An 18,102-nucleotide genomic window follows, 5' to 3' on the forward strand; every position below is an offset into this window, starting at 1 on the left:
ACCGAGGAAGAGGTTCCGGATACTACGCCCGGTGATCGATTTCGTACTCCAACCCACACAGGAGGGTGAGCTGCGCAGGCGTGTCCTGTTCTGGCTCCCCGCGCCGATTCCGGTCCTGGGTCTGGTGTACCTGCTGGTGGGCGGCGCGATGTCCGCCGCCGGATGGACCATCCTGCTGGCCGCGAGCGTGGGCGTGGGAACGCTGTTGCTCGCCGTGATCGTGCAGCCCACCCCGCTTCCCGAGGGTCTGGCGCCGCCGGTCTCGGCCCGCCGCTCCCTGCACCGCTTCCGGCAGTTCACCCAGCTGAGGGTGGCGCTGGCCCTGGTGCCCATGGTCATCGGCGCCGCGGCCGCCATCGCGGGCGGCGGTATGTACCCGCTGTTCGCCGCGCTGGCCCTGGCCTGGCCGCAGCTGCTGCTGGCCATGCCCACGTTCTTCACCATCACCAGGGCCCGCCGCGCCATGGAGGCCTGGGGTACCACCGCCTACCTCTGGCACGCCCTCTCCCGGCCCGCCAGGGTCACCTGGCCGGTCGTGACGACGCTGGTCCGCTCCTACCGGGCGTGGCGCACCGACCGCGCCCGCCGTCTGGACCGCCAGAAGCAGGAGGACCAGCAGCAGGACCAGGCGTGGCAGGAGGCCGTCGACGAGGAGAAGCGCAACCCCACCGAGGCGCAGGCCCCCGTCGAGGACCGGCCCGAGGCGGAGGGGCCCCGGCTCCAGCGCACCCGCAAGCTGCACGCGCTTCCCGAGGAACTCGACGACCAGGACAACGAGCCCACCACACTCCTGCCCAAGCCCGACCTGGTCGAGACCGAGGACACCCCCGCGGCGGCCACCGGGTCGCGCGGCACCGTCAACCGGGCCGCCCGGCAGCTCCTGGAGGAGGGTGGCGCGCTCGGTCTGAGCGTGCGCAACCGGCGCCGGGGGCACGCCAGTCGGCGCCCGCCCTCGCACAAGCCCTAGGTCGTGTTTTTTGGATCATTCCGCGCTCGCGACCACCAGGCTGCCTCTCACTGCGCCGATGAAGCTCGGACAGCCAAACCCGGGCGGGCCCCCGCTGTGCGAGGCTGCGGAGCTTGCGTAGCAGCGCACAGTAGGGGCGACGGCCGCTCGCATCGATGGCGGCTCCGCCGCCACCGGCGAAAGCATCCAAAAAACACTCCCTAGCCGCACTCCGGCACGGGACTCCGAAAACACCTCCGGCGGCGCCCACACGGGCGCCGCCGGAGCTGTTCCGAGGGTCAGACACGGACCCGTCGACGGATCTCGGGCAGGGCGTCGTCCCCGCCCTGCGGGCAGTGGTACCAGCGCGCCTCGGCCTCGCGGCCGTCGAAGACCACCTCACCGATGGTGTTGCCGAAGTAGGGCCGTTCCGCCAGACGCCAGGACAGCGGGCTGCGGCGCACCCCGGCCAGCCGCGTCAGGACGCCCCCGGCCAGCTGGAGGGGCCAGCTCGCGGACACCGTGGCCGCACGGCGCAGGTTCGGGGAGAGCTGGTTGCAGAGCGCGGAGGAGACCAGCTGGGCGACCCGCGAGGTCGTCCGTCCCGCGCGCGCCCGGGCGCGCGCCAGGTAGGAGAAGTGGACGTCTCCGCTGAGCAGGAGGACCGTGGCGGGAGCCGGACCCCGGCCGCCACGGGCGACGTCGAGCACGGCGTCCGCGAGGCGGTGGAAGGAGTACTGGAAGGCGCCCCAGTGCTCCAGGTCCAGGGCCTGGCGCAGCCGCTCGGCGGGGCCCCTGGCCGCCGAACCCCAGGCACCCGCGCACACCGCCTCGTTCCACGCCTCCAGGTGGTGCACGGAGGGCGGCAGCAGGACCGGGACGGTGGAGGCCACCACGAGGTGGTCGGGGCCGCCGGTCAGGTGCTCGTCCAGCCAGTCGTGCCCGTCGGGGCCCAGGATGGACCTGGAACCGCCGGAGAGGTCGTCCTCGTCCAGGGCCCGGCCGCAGCGGGTGTCGGTCACCAGGACCCGCACGCCGCCCACGTCGTGGTGGTGGCTCCACCGGTAGGAGGAGGGGTCGTCGTGCGCCCGCCAGGCGAACGAGTCCACCGTGTCCCCTGCGTCGGTGCCGCGATCGCGGTGGTCGCGCACGGCAGCCCACAGCGGGTCCTTGGCGCGCGCGTCGGGGGAGAGGTTCCCCACGTGCTGGTACACCCAGTAGGCGCCGACACCGCTGGTCACCCGGGTGCGCCACCACGGGTGGCCGTCCATCGCGCCGCGCCAGGCGGCCGAGGTGTTCCAGTCGTCGCGGATGTCGTGGTCGTCGAAGACCATCAGCGTGGGCACGGTCGACAGCAGCCACCGCACCTGGGGATCGGACCAGGCCTGGCGGTAGAGCTCGGCGTACTCGTCGAAGCGGACGACCTCGCCCTCGGGCGCGCCGTCCGGGTCGTCCGCGCCGCGCCGCTCCTGGAGGAAGGCCCGCATGGGTTCCTGGACCTCGTCGGCGTAGACCTGGTCACCGATCAGCAGCAGGACCAGGTTGTCCTCCGTCGGGTCCTCACGGGCCAGACGGCGGGCGGTGGCGCGGAGCATGTCGGGGCCGTAGCGGACCAGGCCCTCGGGAGTGTCACCGGTGGGGGTGTGGCAGGAGCCGTACAGCAGCCGCGTCGGCGCGTCCGGGGACAGGGTGCGCAGGACGCTCGGCGGCAACGGGCTGTCGGGTTCGGGCCACACCCGGTCCTCACCGAGGAAGACCTCGTAGGGAAGGACGGAACCCGGCGTCAGGCCCTCGATTTCGCACACGGCGTAGTGGTGGCCGTGGACCGTGAAGGTGCGGCTGGCCGAGACCGGCCCGCCGTCCACGCGAACCCGGACGTCACAGGGGGCGTCCGTCTCCACCCACACCGTCGCCGTGGCGGGGCCCACGTGGCGAAGCACGGGCCCCAAAAGTAACGAGACAGTCACCCTTATCCCTTCTTTCGTCCAGTTTCACACACGTCGGGGAGGAGTATGGCCCCTTCAGAGGGGTTCGGTCACCCGCGGACGCACAGGTGATGGTTGCACCGGGGGCCAGGCTGCGCGAAGGTGTCGCTATGCGGACACTGATCCTTGAGCTGCACACCGGCGGATCGGAGAGCGTCACCGACATCACCGAGCAGTGCCGAGAGTTCGTCGCCCGAAGCGGCGGCGACGGCCTGCTCAACGTCTTCGTCCCGCACGCGACGGCGGGTGTGGCCATCATCGAGCTGGGCGCGGGGTCCGACGACGACCTCCTGGCCTCCCTCGACGACCTGCTACCAGCCGACGACCGGTGGCGTCACCGGCACGGGTCCCGAGGACACGGACGCTCACACGTCATGCCGGCGTTCGTCGCACCGCAGACCACAGTGCCAGTACTATCCGGCAGACTCGAACTGGGCACGTGGCAGTCCATCGCGATCGTGGACCTGAACGTGGACAACCCGGATCGGCAGGTCCGGTTGTCCTTCCTGGAGTCCGGATGAGCTGATTCGACGCGAGCCGGGTTCGGACGCGCGTTGACGGGATATGCCACTAGCGTGTGAACTAGGCCATCAGCGATGGTTACGGACCCACGTGACGGGCGACAAAAAATGCCCGGCATCGTTGTGACAACTGCTTCGTGCAGGCAAGATTGAGAAAAACCATCTGTGGAGGAGAACTTTCGTGAGCGCGACCGCGGGCCAGGCACAAAGCGAACGCGGCTTGGCTGACCGACTCGGATTCAAGCCGGGTCAGGTGGTGCAGGAATTCGGGTTCGACGATGACGTCGACGAGGGACTGCGCGCTTCCATCGCCGAACTCACGGGCGAGGCACTGGTCGACGAGGACTTCGACGGCGACGTCGACGCGGCACTGCTGTGGTGGCGGTCCGACGAGGAAGGCGACCTCACCGACGCTCTGATGGACACGGTGACGACCATCGCCGACGGCGGGACCATCCTGGTCCTGACCCCGAAGGCCGGTCGTGAGCTGCACGTGTCCCCCAACGACGTGGCCGAGGCCGCCACCACCTCGGGCCTGTCCCAGACCAGCGCGGTCAGCATCGGCGCCGACTGGTCGGGCACCCGCCTGGTCGTTCCCAAGCGGTGACGGACACCACCCGTACCGGGTGAGTCGTCCGGCGCCGCGCGTCCCAGGAAGCACGGACGCGCGGCGCTGAGGGGCGCCCGCCGACCGGCGGGCGCCGGTACCGGCCCGTGCGGTCGGCCGACACGAACGCGAGCATGACCGACACCGTCTCCGTGGGCGCCCGCGCGCCCGAGTTCAGCCTCCGGGACCAGTACGGCCAGGACACCGTCCTGAGCGCCCTGCGGGGCGGCCCCGTGCTCGTCGTGTTCTACCCGCTGGCCTTCTCGGGGGTGTGCTCCGGAGAGCTCGCGGACCTGCGCGAACACCATGACGTGCTCCGAGGTCTCGGGGTCACGGTGCTGGCGGTGTCGGTGGACTCGACCTTCGCCCTGCGCACCTGGTCCGACCGGGAGGGGTTCCCCTTCGCGCTGCTCTCGGACTTCTGGCCGCACGGCGGGGTCGCCCGGGACTACGGGGTCTTCGACGACGGGCGCGGAGTGGCCCGGCGGGGCACCTTCCTCATCGACGCCGGGGGCACCGTCCGCTGGACCGCGCACACGCCCGTCGACCGTCCCCGGGACGTCGACGAGTACGTGGCCCAGGCCCGCCACCTGGCGGGATGATCCGGGCGCGGGGAACCACCGCGAAGCGGTATGATCTCTCGCGACGCACACACGGGCGCGTAGCTCAGTTGGTTAGAGCAATTGCCTTACAAGCAATAGGCCAGGGGTTCGAGTCCCTTCGCGCCCACGTGGAACGGACCGGTGTCCGTTCCGGTTCTCCGGAGCCGCACGACGAGGCGGGTACCGCCGATGACGGACAGGACCGACTTCAGACGGAGTCTCGACTCCTACCGGGCCCGACGCGGTCGGTTCCGCGTCCTGGACGTGCCGGACCTCCGCTACCTCATGGTGGACGGACACGGCGACCCCAACTCCTCCCCGCTCTTCACCGAGGGGGTCGAGGCGCTCTATCCGGTCGCCTACACGCTGAAGTTCGCCAGTAGGCGCGAGCTCGGCCGGGACTACGTCGTTCCGCCCCTGGAGGGGCTGTGGTGGGCCCGGGACATGGGCTCCTTCACGGTCTCCCGGGACAGGTCGCGGTGGGAGTGGACACTGATGCTCATGGTTCCCGACTGGATCGGGCCGGGCCTGGTCCCGGCCCCGTCGAGGAGGTCCGTGGGAGGAAGCGGCCGACCCGCCTGGACGACGTCCGCCTGGAATCCCTCTCCGAGGGCCGCTGCGTGCAGACGCTGCACGTGGGCCCCTTCGACGAGGAGGCCGAGGTGCTCGCGCGGATGCACGACGGGTTCATCCCGGATCACGGCCTGCGGATGACCGGCAGGCACCACGAGATCTATCTCAGCGATCCCCGCAGGAGCGCCCCCGAGAGGCTGCGCACCATCCTCAGGCAGCCCGTCACGGACCGCTGAGCGGAGCCCCGGCCCTCAGCCGGGGATGACCACGACCGGGCACCGGGCCCGCACGGTCAGTCTCTGTCCGACCGACCCGCGCAGGAGCCCGGCGGTCAGCCCCAGGCTCCGCGTCCCGATGACGATCAGGTCGGCGTCGGCCGAGCGCTCCACGAGGAGGTCGACCGGATCGCCCCGCTCGTCCTCCTCACGGACGGGCACGTACCGGTCCGACTTCCTCGCTGCGTCGATCGCCGCCGCCGTCCCGGAGCGCTCGTTCGGGGAGGAGTCTCCGAGCGCTCGGAAGACCAGGAGCTCCGCCCCGCGGATCCGGGCCTCCTCAAGGGCGTAGGACACCACCGCGCGGGTGGAGGGACCGCCGTCGACGCCCGCGACGACGCGTCCCCGTCCCTGTGTGGCGGCCCCGGAGACGACGGTCACGGGGCCGGGGGAGCGGCCGATCAGCCTTCGGCTGACGGACCCGGCGATGGTTCCGGACAGGAACCCCAGTCGGCGTGTGCCGACCACCAACGGGCCCCCGTCCGCTGAGGCGAGCAGTGCGTCGACGGGGTCCCCGGCGACGACCAGCACCTCGATGCGGTCCTCCGGTACGGCCCCCACGGCGCGGGAGAAGGCCGCCTCCGCCCTGCGCCGGAGCCGCTGGTCGCTCTGGAACTCCTCGCGGGAGATCTGCCTCCTGGAGTCCGAGATCGGGCTCCTGTTGGCCGGTTCGGACGACCCCACGGTCACGATCCGGAGCGAGGCTTCCCAGAGGCGCGCGTAGGCGCTCGCCCACTCGACGGCGTCGAGACTGGCTCGGGAGCCGTCACCGCCCACGGTCACGGTCGATCGGGCGTTCACGTTTCCTCGCATCGGAACTCGGCCCCCCGGGCCGGGCGTCGCTCGCCCGACGCGGTCGTCGCCCCGTCAGCACGCGCTCTCCTGTTCCTCGGCGGTGACGCCGCCGAGGTCGTCGGTGATGGACAGGTCGCTGTCGGAGGAGGAGCTTCCGAAGCCCTCCCAGTCCGATCCGGCGACCAGTTCGAGGGTCTGCTCCAGGCCCTCGACCTCCTCGGTCTGCGCGTTGGTGAGGCTGTTCGCGAGCAACCCGGCCGCGTCCTCTTCGCCCGGGCCGTGGTAGACCGTGGTCGCCTCGGGGGCACGCTGCTCGGGGTTGCCCGTGCCGGTGACCACGAACCCGTCGTCGACCAGGACCGCCTGGATCTCCAGGGCGAGCCCCTCGATCCCGGTGTTGTTCACCACCTCCACGGTGACGTCGCCGGGTTCCACGGAGCTCTCCTGCGCCTCGCCGCCGTCGTTCCCTCCGCCCAGGTCCTGGCCGTTGTTGATGGCCTCGAACAGGGCCGGGGCCGCGTCGCTCATGATGATGCGGTTCTCGTCGGCCGGGTGGGCGCCGTTGGGCACCGTGACGAACTGGACCCGGTCCAGGTCGACCTCGCGCATGGAGATGGCGATGTCGGCCATGGTGTCCACGGTCAGTCCCTCGTCGGTGGTGATCGAGTCCGTGACCGCGCCGAGGAAGCGCGTGATGGTGACGGGACTGCTCATCACCTCGCTGCTCAGGACCTGGCGCAGCATGGCGCCCATGAACTCCTGCTGGCGGTCGATCCGGGACAGGTCGCTGCCGTCGCCCTGCGAGTAGCGGGAGCGCACGAAGCCCAGGGAGTCCTCACCGTCCAGGGTCTGGAGCCCGGCGTCCAGCACCAGGTGCGCCTTGGGGTCGTCCACCGGCTCGGGGATGCACATCTCCACCCCGCCGATGGCGTCCACCATGTCCTTGAAGCCGACGAAGTCCATCATCAGGAAGTGGTCCAGGTGCACACCCGTGACCTGCTCGACGACCTGCCACTGGCAGCCCACACCGCCGAAGGTCATCACGGAGCTGATCATGCCCTCCTGCGGCTGCATGCCCTCGTACCCCTCCACAGGGTCACAGCCGGGCAGGTCGACCATGAGGTCGCGCGGCAGGTTCACCAGGGTGGCCGCGCCGTTGTCCACGTTGACGCTCGCGATGAGCATCGTGTCCGGACGCTCGCCCTCGGCGGCGCCGTAGTCGGCGTTCTCGCCGGAACGCACGTCCGAGCCGATGACGAGGATGTTCATGACGCCCTCGACGTCGGTGGGCCGGTCCCACTCGTCGGTGTCCACCTGGGCGGTGGTGATGTTGCCGACCAGCCCCTGGTACCAGCCGTAACTCAGCAGACTCGCGATGACGACCAACGCCGTCGCGGCGCAGGCCACCCACTTCCCAGTGGAAAGCCGCAGGGATGACGGACCCGACAAATCCCCGTCTCCTCTCTCGTTTCGACCCAGCCGGAACAGCGTGTCAGTGGTTTCTGAGCGCTTCCTGAGGTCAACCTGAAGACGCCCTTCAGGTTGGGGCGGGGACGTGTCGGAGACCGTCGCGGCGGTACGGGCGTCGGACGTCAGTCGCGCGCGCGGACGTCCTCGACCCCGCCGGAGAGGTCGAGGATCACCTCGTAGTCCTGTCCGTCCGCACCCAGGACCCGGACCGCCCACCCCGGGCCGCTCTCGTCGATCCGCTCGACACCGGTGGCGCGGGCCCCCTCTCCGACCGCCTCCTCGGCGGTGGCGGAGACCTCCTCCCGGTCGGCCTCGTGCCGGGCCCCGGTGTCCTCCCACGGCGCGGGCCCGCCGTCGGTGTCCCGGAACTGCACTCCGTTGACGGTGAAGACGACCGCGCCGTCGGGGGCACCGTCCCCCTCGGAGCCGTAGCGGACCCCCAGAGTGACCTCGGTTCCCTCCAGGGAGCGCAGCTCCTCCAGGATCGTGCCCGCCGTGCCGTCGCCGTCGAAGTCCTCCACCACCGGATCGGCGAGCAGCCACGCACGGGGGCCGAAGTCCACCCCCACCCCGGCGACGTACCAGTCCTCGGCGGTGCCGCCGGAACGCAGTTCGCCGGTCAGCTGCTCGAAGCCGTCGACCGGGCGCGACGTGCCCTCCCCGACCGGATGGCGCAGCGTGGGGGCACCGGTGAAACCGTCGAGGCGGATCGTCTCCACCGCCAGCTCCGGGTCCTTGAGCACGGCGTATCCGCCCACACCCAGGACCGACAGGGCCACCGCCGCGCACGAGACCAGGACCGTCGTGCGGCGTCGCGTCATCGGTCCCTCCAACCGCGGGTGTCGAGAGGACTCCATTGTCCCCCAGGTCGATGATGGGAACCTGAAACCAACCTGAAGACGGCTTTCAGGTTGCCTTCATCATGGCCTCAGCATCGAACGGCATGCTGGGCCGGTCCAAGGGAACGGGAGGGTTCGGCGCGGTGGCGATTCTGGTGGTGGAGGACGAGGAGGGCATCGTCTCCTTCGTCCGGCGCGCTCTGGAGAACGCCGGGCACACGGTGGTGACCGCCTCGGACGGCATCGACGGTCTGGTCATGGCGCTGTCGACCGACGTCGAGCTGGTCATCCTCGACCTGGGACTGCCGGGCCTGGCGGGCGAGGAGGTCCTGCGCCGACTCCGCCTGCGCCGTCCCACGGTGCCGGTGATCGTGCTCACCGCCAAGGACGCGGTCAGCGATCGGATCGTCAACCTCGACGCCGGCGCCGACGACTACGTGGTCAAACCGTTCAGCGTGAACGAACTGCTGGCCCGGGTCCGTGCCAGGCTGCGCACCAGCGGGTCGGACCGTGCCGACGCCGTGACCGCCCGGGGCGTCACCCTGGACCTGGGGAGGCACACGGCCTTCGTGGACGGAGCCGTCGTCCCCCTGTCCGCGCGGGAGTTCGCCCTGCTGTCGGTCCTGCTCCACCATCCCAGCCAGGTCTTCTCCCAGTCCCGGCTGCTCGACCTGGTGTGGGGCTACGACTTCGACGGAGCGTCCAACGTCGTCGAGGTCTACGTCAGCCAACTGCGTCGCAAGCTCGGGGCGGAACGCATCCAGACCGTGCGGGGCGTCGGCTACCGCCTGAGCGGCGGCGAGGGGTGAGCCTCACCAGGCGCCTGGTCCTTCGGGCGCTCATGGTGATGGTGCTGGTCGTCGGTGGTGTCACCGCCCTCACCTACGAACTGGTCCTCGTCTCCGGCCGCAACGACGTCGACGACCTGCTGCGACAGGAGTCCGCGCTGCTGACCGACACGTTGGGCGACCAGCTGCCCGCCGCGGCGGGGCTGGACGGCATGGTGTCGGGGCCCGAGGCCGAGCGCGCCGCGCACCGTGCGCTGGCGATTCGGCCCAGCGGCCCCCGGCACGTGTCGCTGGTGCACGTCGACGGGGTCCGTCTCCAGAGCACCGGTGGCCCCGCCGAGGTCGCGGGGTTGATGCGCGGTGACGACGCGCCCGCGTCGGCGCCCGGGGTCGCGCGGACCGTGGACACCGACGTCGGTCGGGTCCGGGTCCTGGACACCCCGGTCACCGACGCGGCCGACGAGAAGATCGCCGTCATCACCGTCGCCGCGCCGTTGGACACGGTCCAGGACACGGCCGCCACGGTCCTGCTGTTCACCGCGGTGGCCGGGGGCATCGGCATCGGCGGGGGAGGGGTCGCGCTGTGGCTGGTGGTGCGACGCACCCTGGCGCCGGTGCGGAAGGTGTCGGCGGCCGCCCAGCGGATCTCACCGACCGACCTGGCGACCCGCGTGCCCGTCCCGGACACCGGGGACGAGATCGCGGAGCTGGCCACCGAGATCAACCGCATGCTCACCCGCATCGAGCAGGCGGACACGGGACGGCGCCGCTACCTGGCGGCGATCTCCCATGAGGTCCGCACGCCCCTCGCGGTCGCGGAGGGACACCTGGAACTGCTGGGCGGGCCGGAGGCGGAGATCGTGCACGCCGAACTCGAACGGCTGCGGCGCGTGCTGGAGGACCTCATGGCGGTGGCGCGCGGCGGCGACGGGGTCGACGCCCACCTCGGCCCCGTGTTCCTGCCCGACCTGTTCGACGCGGTCCGGGCCAGGGTGGCCTCCCTGTCCCACGCGCGGTCCGTGGTCTTCCACGAGGCCTCCCCCCAGGTCGTGCTCGGAGACGAGGCCCGGTTGGAGCAGTGCCTGATGAACCTGGTCTCCAACGCGATCGACCACAACCCGCCGCACGTCGTCGTGGACGTGGCCACCGGAGTCGAAGGGGACACGGTGGCCCTGACCGTCACGGACGACGGGGACGGGATCGACCCGGACGTGCTCCCCCTGGTGTTCGAGCCGTTCGTGACGACACGCCCCGACCAGCAGGGCGGACTCGTCGGCCTGGGATTGTCGATCGTCCGGTCCCTGGTGACGGCGCAGGGGGGAAGCGTGGAGATCGAGAGCGGCCCCGGGGGGACCGCGGTCCGGATCCTCCTGCCCGTAGCCAAGGCCTGACCGGGCCCCCGGACGGGGCGGGCCGCCGCTCCTGGGAGATTCGGTCACCTCCCTCGCGCACCCGCCGACAGCACTCCAGATCCGTGCGGTTGTGGCAAACCTCGCGTCTGGCGACCTCCAGCGGGCCCTGGCGAGACGGTTTTTGTGGAGATCCCACAAAGCCACGGCCCCGGCATGAGCAATTCGGGACATTGGTGTACTCCAGCTGATCCACCAAGCTAGAAGCAGGTGCAGGCGGCGCTCCGAGATCCGGACGTCGCCTTCTGCGTTGCAGTACTTGGGAGGGGCATTCGGTGTTCAGTCGTGTCGCCATCGTCAACCGTGGAGAGGCCGCGATGCGGCTCATCCACGCCGTCCGGGACCTCTCGGCGGAAACCGGGGCACGGATCGAGACGGTCGCCCTCTACACCGACGCGGACCGCAACTCGACCTTCGTGCGTGAGGCCGACGTCGCCTACGACCTGGGCCCGGCCTCGGCCCGCCCCTACCTCGACCTCGCCGTCCTCGAACGCGCCCTGCTGGAGACCAGGGCCGACGCCGCATGGGTCGGCTGGGGCTTCGTCGCCGAGGACCCCAACTTCGCGGAACTGTGCGAGCGGATCGGCGTCACCTTCGTCGGCCCCAGCCCCGAGGCGATGCGCAAACTCGGTGACAAGATCGGCTCGAAGCTGATCGCCGAGGAGGTCGGCGTCCCCGTCGCTCCCTGGAGCCGGGGCGAGGTGGCCACCCTGGAGGAGGCCCTGCGCGCCGGCGACGAGATCGGCTACCCGCTGATGCTCAAGGCCACGGCGGGCGGCGGCGGTCGCGGTATCCGCATGGTCGCCTCCGCCGAGGACCTGACCGACGCCTACGAGCGCACCAGCCAGGAGGCGCTGCGCGCCTTCGGCTCCGGCGTGGTCTTCCTGGAGCGCCTGGTCACCGGCGCCCGACACGTCGAGGTGCAGGTCATCTCCGACGGCCAGGGCACCGCGTGGGCGCTGGGCGTGCGCGACTGCTCCGTGCAGCGCCGCAACCAGAAGATCATCGAGGAGTCCGCCTCCCCGGTCCTGGAACCCGAGCAGGCCGCCGAGCTCAGGGCCTCCGCCGAACGCCTCGCCGTGGCCGTCGGCTACCGGGGCGCCTGCACCGTCGAGTTCCTCTACCACCCCGGTGAGCGGCTGTTCGCCTTCCTCGAGGTCAACACCCGCCTCCAGGTCGAGCACCCCATCACCGAGATCACCACCGGTACCGACCTGGTCCGCATGCAGCTGTTCGTGGCCTCCGGCGGGAAGCTGGAGGGCACCCAGCCCGAGGAGGTCGGGCACGCGGTGGAGGCCCGGCTCAACGCCGAGGACCCCGACCGCGACTTCGCGCCCTCCCCGGGCCGCATCACCCGCCTGGACATGCCCTCCGGTCCCGGCATCCGCGTCGACACCGGTGTGCGCGAGGGCGACAGCATCCCCGCCGACTTCGACTCGATGATCGCGAAGATCATCGCCTACGGACGCGACCGCGACCAGGCGCTGGGCCGCCTCCGCCGCGCCATGTCCGAGACCACCGTCATCATCGAGGGCGGCGCGACCAACAAGAGCTTCGTCCTCGACCTGCTCGACCAGCCCGAGGTCATCGACGGCAGCGCCGACACCGGTTGGATCGACCGCGTCCGCGCCGAGGGCCGCCTGGTCGCCCACCGGCACTCCGGCGTCGCCCTCGCCGCGGCGGCCATCGAGGCCTACCGCGACGAGGAGGAGGCCAGCCGCCAGCAGCTGCTGTCCACCGCCCACGGCGGCCGTCCGCAGGTGCAGCACGACACCGGCCGACCCCTGGACCTCAAGCTCCGTGGCGTGAGCTACCGGGTGAGTGTCGCCCGGATCGGGCACAACAGGTTCCGTGTCGGCGTCTCCGGCGGTGGTGACGTCCACCCCGCCGACGTCGAGGTGGAGCGTTTCGACGCCCACAGCGGTCACATCACCGTCAACGGACGCCGGTTCCGGCTCGTGTCAGCCACGCACGGCCCGGTCCACCTGGTCGAGATCGACGGCGTCACCCACCGGGTCAGCCGCGACGAGGGCGGCGTCGTCCGCTCGCCCGCCCCCGCCCTGGTGGTCGCGACCCCGCTGGCCGTCGGTGACGAGGTCGAGTCGGGCGCACCGATCCTCGTCCTGGAGAGCATGAAGATGGAGACGGTGCTGCGCGCGCCGTTCCGCGCCCGGGTGCGCGAGTGCCCCGTGGCGGTGGGCGGCCAGGTCGAGACCGGCGCCCCGCTGATGCGTCTGGAGCCCCTGGGCGACGACGACGCCGAGGACACCGACGCCCAGGACGAGGTCGTCGAGATCGACCTGCCCGCACCGGTTCCGGCCGCCTCCGCCGGTGAGCGCGCCGAGCGGGGCCTCAGCGACCTGCGCGGCCTGCTGCTGGGCTTCGACTTCTCCCCGGAGGAGCGCACGCGGGTGCTGGCCGACTACCTCACCGCGCGTGGGGAGCTCGGCGCGGAGCCGATCGAGGGCGAGCTCGACCTGCTCACCGTGTTCGCGGACCTGTCTGAGCTGAGCCGCAACAAGCCGGGCGGCGCCGTCGACGCCGAGCAGGACCACCGGGTGCACAGCCCCCGCGAGTACTTCCACAGCTACCTCCAGAGCCTCGACGTCGAGCGCGCCGGGGTGATCGAGGGCTACCAGAACAGGCTGACCCGGGTCCTCGCCCACTACGGGGTCACCGACCTCGACCGCACCCCGGAGCTGGAGGACGCGGTCTTCCGGATCTTCCTCGCCCAGCAGCGCATGGGCGGCTACGTCACGCTCGTGACGGAGCTGCTGCGCCACTGGCTGGCCGACGCCCCGCCGCAGGAGCCGCTGGGCGAACGCGCCGGGCTCGCCCTGGAACACCTGATCGAGGCCACGCAGGTCCGCTTCCCGGCCGTGTCCGACCTCGCCCGGGGCGTGGTGTTCCGCTGGTTCACGCAGCCGCTGCTCCGCCGCAACCGCGCCAAGGTCTACGCGGCCGTCCGCGACGAGCTGCGCCACCTGGACCGCGAACCGGACTCCCCGGACCGCGCCGACCGGATCCAGACCATGGTCGCCAGCTCCGAACCGCTGGTGCGCCTGATCGGTCAGCGGATCGGTCGTCCCGGCAAGGACCACGCTCCGCTGCTCGAGGTCCTGACCCGGCGCTACTACGGCAACCGGGGCCTGTCCGAGGTCACCGCGAGCCAGAGCGGTGGTTGCCAGCTCGTCACCACCGAGCACACCAACTCCCACGGGGTGACCCGTGTGGTCGCCACCGCCGTGGACCTGGCCGACCTGCCCGACGCCCTCGGGGCCGTCGCCGAGCTGGCGGCGGACGCCCCCGAGCACGGACTCGTCGCTGACCTGTACGTGACCTGGGAGGACCAGCCGGACGCCGACGCCATGGCGGTGCGGCTCGCCGGGATCCTGGCCGACCACACGCTGCCCAAGGGCGTGCGCCGGGTCACCGCCACCGTCGCCGGGACCAGCGGCGCGGTCATGCACCACCACTTCACCTTCCGCCCCGAAGGCGGAGAACTGGTCGAGGACCGCCTCATCCGGGGTCTGCACCCGCAGATCGCGCAGCGGCTCCAGCTCCAGCGGCTCCGGGAGTTCGACCTCACCCGTCTGCCGTCCGCCGACGAGGAGGTCTACCTCGTCAAGGCCGTGGCGCGCAGCAACCCGTCCGACGAGCGGCTGATCGCCCTGGGCCAGGTCCGCGACCTCACCCCGCTCCGCGACGCCGACGGCCGCCTGGTCGCGCTCCCCGCCGTGGAGGGCACGCTCGCCGCCTGCCTGGACGCCATCCGCAACATCCAGGCGCAGCGCCCGCACAACAAGCGCTTCGACACCAACCGCATCCTGATGTACGTGTGGCCGCCCACCGAGCTGAGCATCGACGAGCTCAACGCCCTGGTGGAGCGCATTCTGCCGACCACCGACGGCGCCGGGCTGGAGGAGGTCCAGTTCGTGGCCCGCCAGCGCACCGACGAGGGCGAGCTCACCGAGATGGCCGTGCGGGTGGCCCTGGACCCGGGCAGCGACGCCCGCGTCCACGTCGGGGAACCGTCCACCGAGCCGGTGCTTCCGCTGGACGACTACCGACAGAAGGTCCTGCGCGCCGCCCGACGCGGAACCGTCTACCCCTACGAGCTGACCGACATGCTCACCGGGACCGAGGGCACCTTCGTCGAACACGACCTCGACGAGAACGGCCTGCTGGTGCCGGTGGACCGTCCCCGGGGCCGTAACTCGGCGGCGATCGTGGCCGGTGTGGTCACCACGCCCACCGAACGCCACCCCGAGGGCGTCACCCGCGTGGTGCTGCTCGGTGACCCGACCAAGGCGCTGGGCGCGCTGTCCGAGCCGGAGTGCTCGCGGGTCATCGCCGCGATCGACCTGGCCGAGAACATGCGGGTGCCCCTGGAGTGGTTCGCCCTCTCCGCCGGGGCGCGCATCTCGATGACCTCCGGTACCGAGAACATGGACTGGGTCGCGGCCGCGCTCAAGCGGATCGTGGAGTTCACCCAGGACGGCGGCGAGATCAACATCGTGGTCGCCGGGATCACCGTCGGCGCCCAGCCGTACTGGAACGCCGAGGCGACGATGCTCATGCACACCAAGGGCATCCTGGTGATGACGCCGGACTCCGCGATGGTGCTCACCGGCAAGCAGTCGCTGGACTTCTCCGGAGGTGTGTCGGCCGAGGACAACTTCGGTATCGGCGGCTACGACCGGGTGATGGGCCCCAACGGCCAGGCGCAGTACTGGGCGCCGAACCTGCCCGCCGCCCGCGACGTGCTGATGGCGCACTACGACCACACCTACGTGCTGCCGGGCGAGGAGGGGCCGCGCCGGGCCGTCACCAGCGACCCCGACCACCGGGACGTCTCCGACTTCCCGCACTCCGTGGAGGGCAGCGACTTCACGACGGTGGGGGAGATCTTCTCCGCCGAGCACAACCCGGACCGCAAGAAGCCGTTCGACATCCGCACGGTGATGCGGGCCCTGGCCGACCAGGACCACCCGGTGCTGGAGCGCTGGGCCGGGATGGCCGACGCCGACACCTCGGCGGTGCAGGACGCGCACATCGGCGGTTGGCCGGTCTGCCTGGTGGGCATCGAGTCCCGCTCGGTGGCGCGGCGCGGGTTCCCGCCCACCGACGGTCCCGACACCTACACGGCGGGCACGCTGTTCCCGCGCTCGTCCAAGAAGACGGCGCGCGCGATCAACGCCGCCTCGGGCAACCGGCCGCTCGTGGTGCTGGCCAACCTGTCCGGATTCGACGGTTCGCCGGAGTCGATGCGCAAACTCCAGCTGGAGTACGGCGCGGAGATCGGCCGGGCGATCGTCAACTTCGACGGCCCGATCGTGTTCTGCGTGATCTCCCGCTACCACGGTGGCGCGTTCGTGGTGTTCTCCAAGGCGCTGAACCCGAACATGACGGTGCTGGCCCTGGAGGGGTCGTTCGCGTCGGTCCTGGGCGGCGCCCCGGCGGCGGCGGTGGTGTTCGCCGGTGAGGTGAACAAGCGCACCGCGACGGATTCGCGTGTGACCGAGTTGCAGACCCGGGTGTCGGAGGCCAGTGCCGCCGAACGCGCCGAGCTCAACGCGGAGCTGTCCGAGGTGCAGGCCTCGGTCCGCGCCGAGAAGCTGAGCGAGGTCGCCACGGAGTTCGACGGCGTGCACAGCATCCAGCGCGCGGTCGAGGTGGGTTCGGTCGACGCCATCATCAGCGCCGCCGAGCTGCGCCCGAGCATCATCGACGCCATCGCCAAGGGCATGAAGCGCTAGAAGGTACGGGAACGGCCAGCCCCCAGTGAGGGGCTGGCCGTTCCTGCGTTTCCACGTGGAATGATGATCGAAGACCGCTCCGAGTCGAAGATCAAGCAGAGATAACGGCCCACATCGTCGCAGTTCACGAACTGTGAGCCCCGCACACGCGGGGATGGACCTGCCTGGTCCAGCTCGAACGCCCCAGTGCCGGGGTGAGCCTCGCACACGCGGGGATGGACCGACCACGGGCGGGCGGTCCGGTCGGTCCTGGAGGTGAGCCCCGCACACGCGGGGATGGACCGGAGAGCATCGTGGAGACCTGCACCGTCTGCGGGTGAGCCCCGCACACGCGGGGATGGACCGGGGTCGCAGACGCTCGGGGCGGTCCGGCGGGCGTGAGCCCCGCACACGCGGGGATGGACCGACCCAACCCTCCTCGACCAGCAGGTCGATGGTGTGAGCCCCGCACACGCGGGGATGGACCGCCGGGGAGGGTGACCGACGCCTACGTGTTCCAGTGAGCCCCGCACACGCGGGGATGGACCGATGGCCGCCTCCGAGCGCGAGCGCAAGGCCGCGTGAGCCCCGCACACGCGGGGATGGACCGGTGAAGTACGGCTCCCACTCCTCCTCGGGGACGTGAGCCCCGTGCACGCGGGGATGGGCCGGACTTGGTTGAGATCGAAGCGAAGCGGGTTTCGTGAACCCCGCGCACGACCCTGACCTCGCTCGGGGAGTTGCGGCGTCCGGCGGTGATCGGCTTTGGGCTCGCCCGTGTCCTGAGAGGCAGGTCCGTCTCGCGTGCAGGGTGTCTGTTCGTGGCCGCTATCGTGGCCGCTGTCCCAGACGTCTTGGAGGAAGGATCCACCGTGTCAAACCGAGCCCTGTTCACTTCCGGAGGCTTGGCGCTGGCTCTCCTGCTGAGCGCGTGCGGCGGAGCTGAGGAGGCCGAGCGGGAGCCGGACTCCGCCGCTGCGGACGCTGACGCGGCTGAGGAGACAACAGTGCCTCAGGAGACGGTGGACCCCATGGATCTGGCCCCCGACGACCTGTGTCAGGTCCTGTCCGACGAAACTCTGGACGAGCTCCTTGGCGAGGAGGACCTTCGCAGTGATCCGCAGAGCACGACGGGGGTCCCCGATCCGGAGGATCTGGCCAAACTGGACCGGTTGCGGATGAGCTGCCTGCTGGTCTCCGCGAATTCTCACACGTTGAGCTTCGACATGGAGATCTACGAGGAGCCCTACGTCGACACCGACTATCCCGATCTCACCGAGGCGGACGCCGACCCTGACATCGACCTGGGCGACTTCGCGGTCACGGACGATGGCCTGGGTGACAAAGGGGCGGGCGTGACGGTGGTGGAGGGGCAGGTCTACGTCCACGCCAGCTACACGGCCATGGGCGGCGACAAGGAAGAGATGATGCCCGGGGCGCTTCTGATGGTTGAGGAGCTGTTGGCGGCCGCCAGCTGACGGGCGTGACGGCCCCGTCGGTCCCGGCACCGGCCCTGCGTCCGCGACGGCCCAGCCCGAGCCAGGCGCGCCCACG

13 protein-coding genes, 1 tRNA gene and 1 CRISPR repeat array are annotated in these 18,102 nt (G+C 71.1%); of the genes, 10 read left to right on the plus strand and 4 right to left on the minus strand.

What is annotated here, in order from left to right:
• Nucleotides 1-31: 31 nt before the first annotated feature.
• Nucleotides 32-967 carry a hypothetical protein gene (locus AC0VYM_RS12175; RefSeq protein WP_475462237.1) on the plus strand — a complete coding sequence of 312 codons (936 nt, stop codon included), beginning with the start codon at nucleotides 32-34 and terminating at the stop codon, nucleotides 965-967.
• A gap of 278 nt (nucleotides 968-1,245) precedes the next feature.
• Here the strand turns inward: AC0VYM_RS12175 and AC0VYM_RS12180 are convergent, their stop codons facing one another.
• Nucleotides 1,246-2,913: an alkaline phosphatase D family protein gene (locus AC0VYM_RS12180; protein WP_475462239.1), complete on the minus strand. Its 1,668-nt coding sequence runs from the start codon at nucleotides 2,911-2,913 to the stop codon at nucleotides 1,246-1,248.
• Between the two features lie 128 nt (nucleotides 2,914-3,041).
• On the opposite strand from AC0VYM_RS12180, the gene AC0VYM_RS12185 reads away from it, so the two are divergent.
• The 5 genes from AC0VYM_RS12185 (at nucleotide 3,042) to AC0VYM_RS12205 (ending at nucleotide 5,470) form a co-directional block, all read left to right on the plus strand.
• Nucleotides 3,042-3,452, plus strand: coding sequence for a secondary thiamine-phosphate synthase enzyme YjbQ (locus tag AC0VYM_RS12185; RefSeq protein ID WP_475462241.1), 411 nt, complete (start codon nucleotides 3,042-3,044; stop codon nucleotides 3,450-3,452).
• Nucleotides 3,453-3,633: 181 nt separating this feature from the next.
• A complete protein-coding gene (locus tag AC0VYM_RS12190; protein ID WP_026129353.1) occupies nucleotides 3,634-4,059 on the plus strand; it encodes a DUF3052 domain-containing protein in 426 nt (141 codons plus the stop codon).
• A gap of 134 nt (nucleotides 4,060-4,193) precedes the next feature.
• A complete protein-coding gene (locus AC0VYM_RS12195) occupies nucleotides 4,194-4,661 on the plus strand; it encodes a peroxiredoxin (RefSeq protein WP_475462242.1) in 468 nt (155 codons plus the stop codon).
• Between the two features lie 53 nt (nucleotides 4,662-4,714).
• Nucleotides 4,715-4,788, plus strand: a tRNA-Val gene (locus AC0VYM_RS12200).
• 493 nt (nucleotides 4,789-5,281) lie between these two features.
• Nucleotides 5,282-5,470 (plus strand): GyrI-like domain-containing protein, encoded by a 189-nt coding sequence (locus tag AC0VYM_RS12205; RefSeq protein WP_475462244.1) that lies wholly within the window; start codon nucleotides 5,282-5,284, stop codon nucleotides 5,468-5,470.
• A gap of 15 nt (nucleotides 5,471-5,485) precedes the next feature.
• Here AC0VYM_RS12205 and AC0VYM_RS12210 read toward each other — a convergent pair whose 3' ends face one another.
• The 3 genes from AC0VYM_RS12210 to AC0VYM_RS12220 all read right to left on the minus strand — a co-directional run bounded on the left by AC0VYM_RS12210 (nucleotide 5,486) and on the right by AC0VYM_RS12220 (nucleotide 8,595).
• On the minus strand, nucleotides 5,486-6,310 hold the full coding sequence (locus tag AC0VYM_RS12210; protein WP_475462246.1) for a universal stress protein: 825 nt from the start codon (nucleotides 6,308-6,310) through the stop codon (nucleotides 5,486-5,488).
• Between the two features lie 66 nt (nucleotides 6,311-6,376).
• A complete protein-coding gene (locus tag AC0VYM_RS12215; RefSeq protein WP_475462247.1) occupies nucleotides 6,377-7,753 on the minus strand; it encodes an LCP family protein in 1,377 nt (458 codons plus the stop codon).
• Nucleotides 7,754-7,896: 143 nt separating this feature from the next.
• The gene (locus tag AC0VYM_RS12220) at nucleotides 7,897-8,595 is read right to left on the minus strand and encodes a hypothetical protein (RefSeq protein WP_475462249.1); all 699 of its coding nucleotides are present in this window, start codon (nucleotides 8,593-8,595) and stop codon (nucleotides 7,897-7,899) included.
• Nucleotides 8,596-8,756: 161 nt separating this feature from the next.
• Here AC0VYM_RS12220 and AC0VYM_RS12225 point away from each other — a divergent pair, with 161 nt between their 5' ends.
• The 4 genes from AC0VYM_RS12225 (at nucleotide 8,757) to AC0VYM_RS12240 (ending at nucleotide 18,026) form a co-directional block, all read left to right on the plus strand.
• Nucleotides 8,757-9,422 (plus strand): response regulator transcription factor, encoded by a 666-nt coding sequence (locus AC0VYM_RS12225; RefSeq protein WP_475463010.1) that lies wholly within the window; start codon nucleotides 8,757-8,759, stop codon nucleotides 9,420-9,422.
• Entirely contained in the window at nucleotides 9,419-10,792 is a 1,374-nt protein-coding gene (locus tag AC0VYM_RS12230; protein ID WP_475462250.1) for a sensor histidine kinase, read from the plus strand. Before AC0VYM_RS12225 ends, AC0VYM_RS12230 begins: the two co-directional genes overlap by 4 nt.
• Before the next feature lie 293 nt (nucleotides 10,793-11,085).
• A complete protein-coding gene (locus AC0VYM_RS12235) occupies nucleotides 11,086-16,569 on the plus strand; it encodes an ATP-binding protein (protein WP_475462252.1) in 5,484 nt (1,827 codons plus the stop codon).
• Nucleotides 16,570-16,702: 133 nt separating this feature from the next.
• A CRISPR array of direct repeats spans nucleotides 16,703-17,219; the repeat unit is 29 nt; unit sequence GTGAGCCCCGCACACGCGGGGATGGACCG.
• A 201-nt stretch (nucleotides 17,220-17,420) separates the two neighbouring features.
• Nucleotides 17,421-18,026 carry a Clp protease/crotonase-like domain-containing protein gene (locus AC0VYM_RS12240; RefSeq protein ID WP_475462253.1) on the plus strand — a complete coding sequence of 202 codons (606 nt, stop codon included), beginning with the start codon at nucleotides 17,421-17,423 and terminating at the stop codon, nucleotides 18,024-18,026.
• Nucleotides 18,027-18,102: the final 76 nt, after the last annotated feature.

This window comes from Nocardiopsis sp. iso_237 (genome assembly GCF_056173345.1).

Bases quoted from the DNA above. Each gene is read 5' to 3' on its own strand.
- AC0VYM_RS12220 (WP_475462249.1), bottom strand. From the start codon at position 8,595: ATGACGCGACGCCGCACGACGGTCCTGGTCTCGTGCGCGGCGGTGGCC.
- AC0VYM_RS12195 (WP_475462242.1), top strand. From the start codon at position 4,194: ATGACCGACACCGTCTCCGTGGGCGCCCGCGCGCCCGAGTTCAGCCTC.
- AC0VYM_RS12185 (WP_475462241.1), top strand. From the start codon at position 3,042: ATGCGGACACTGATCCTTGAGCTGCACACCGGCGGATCGGAGAGCGTC.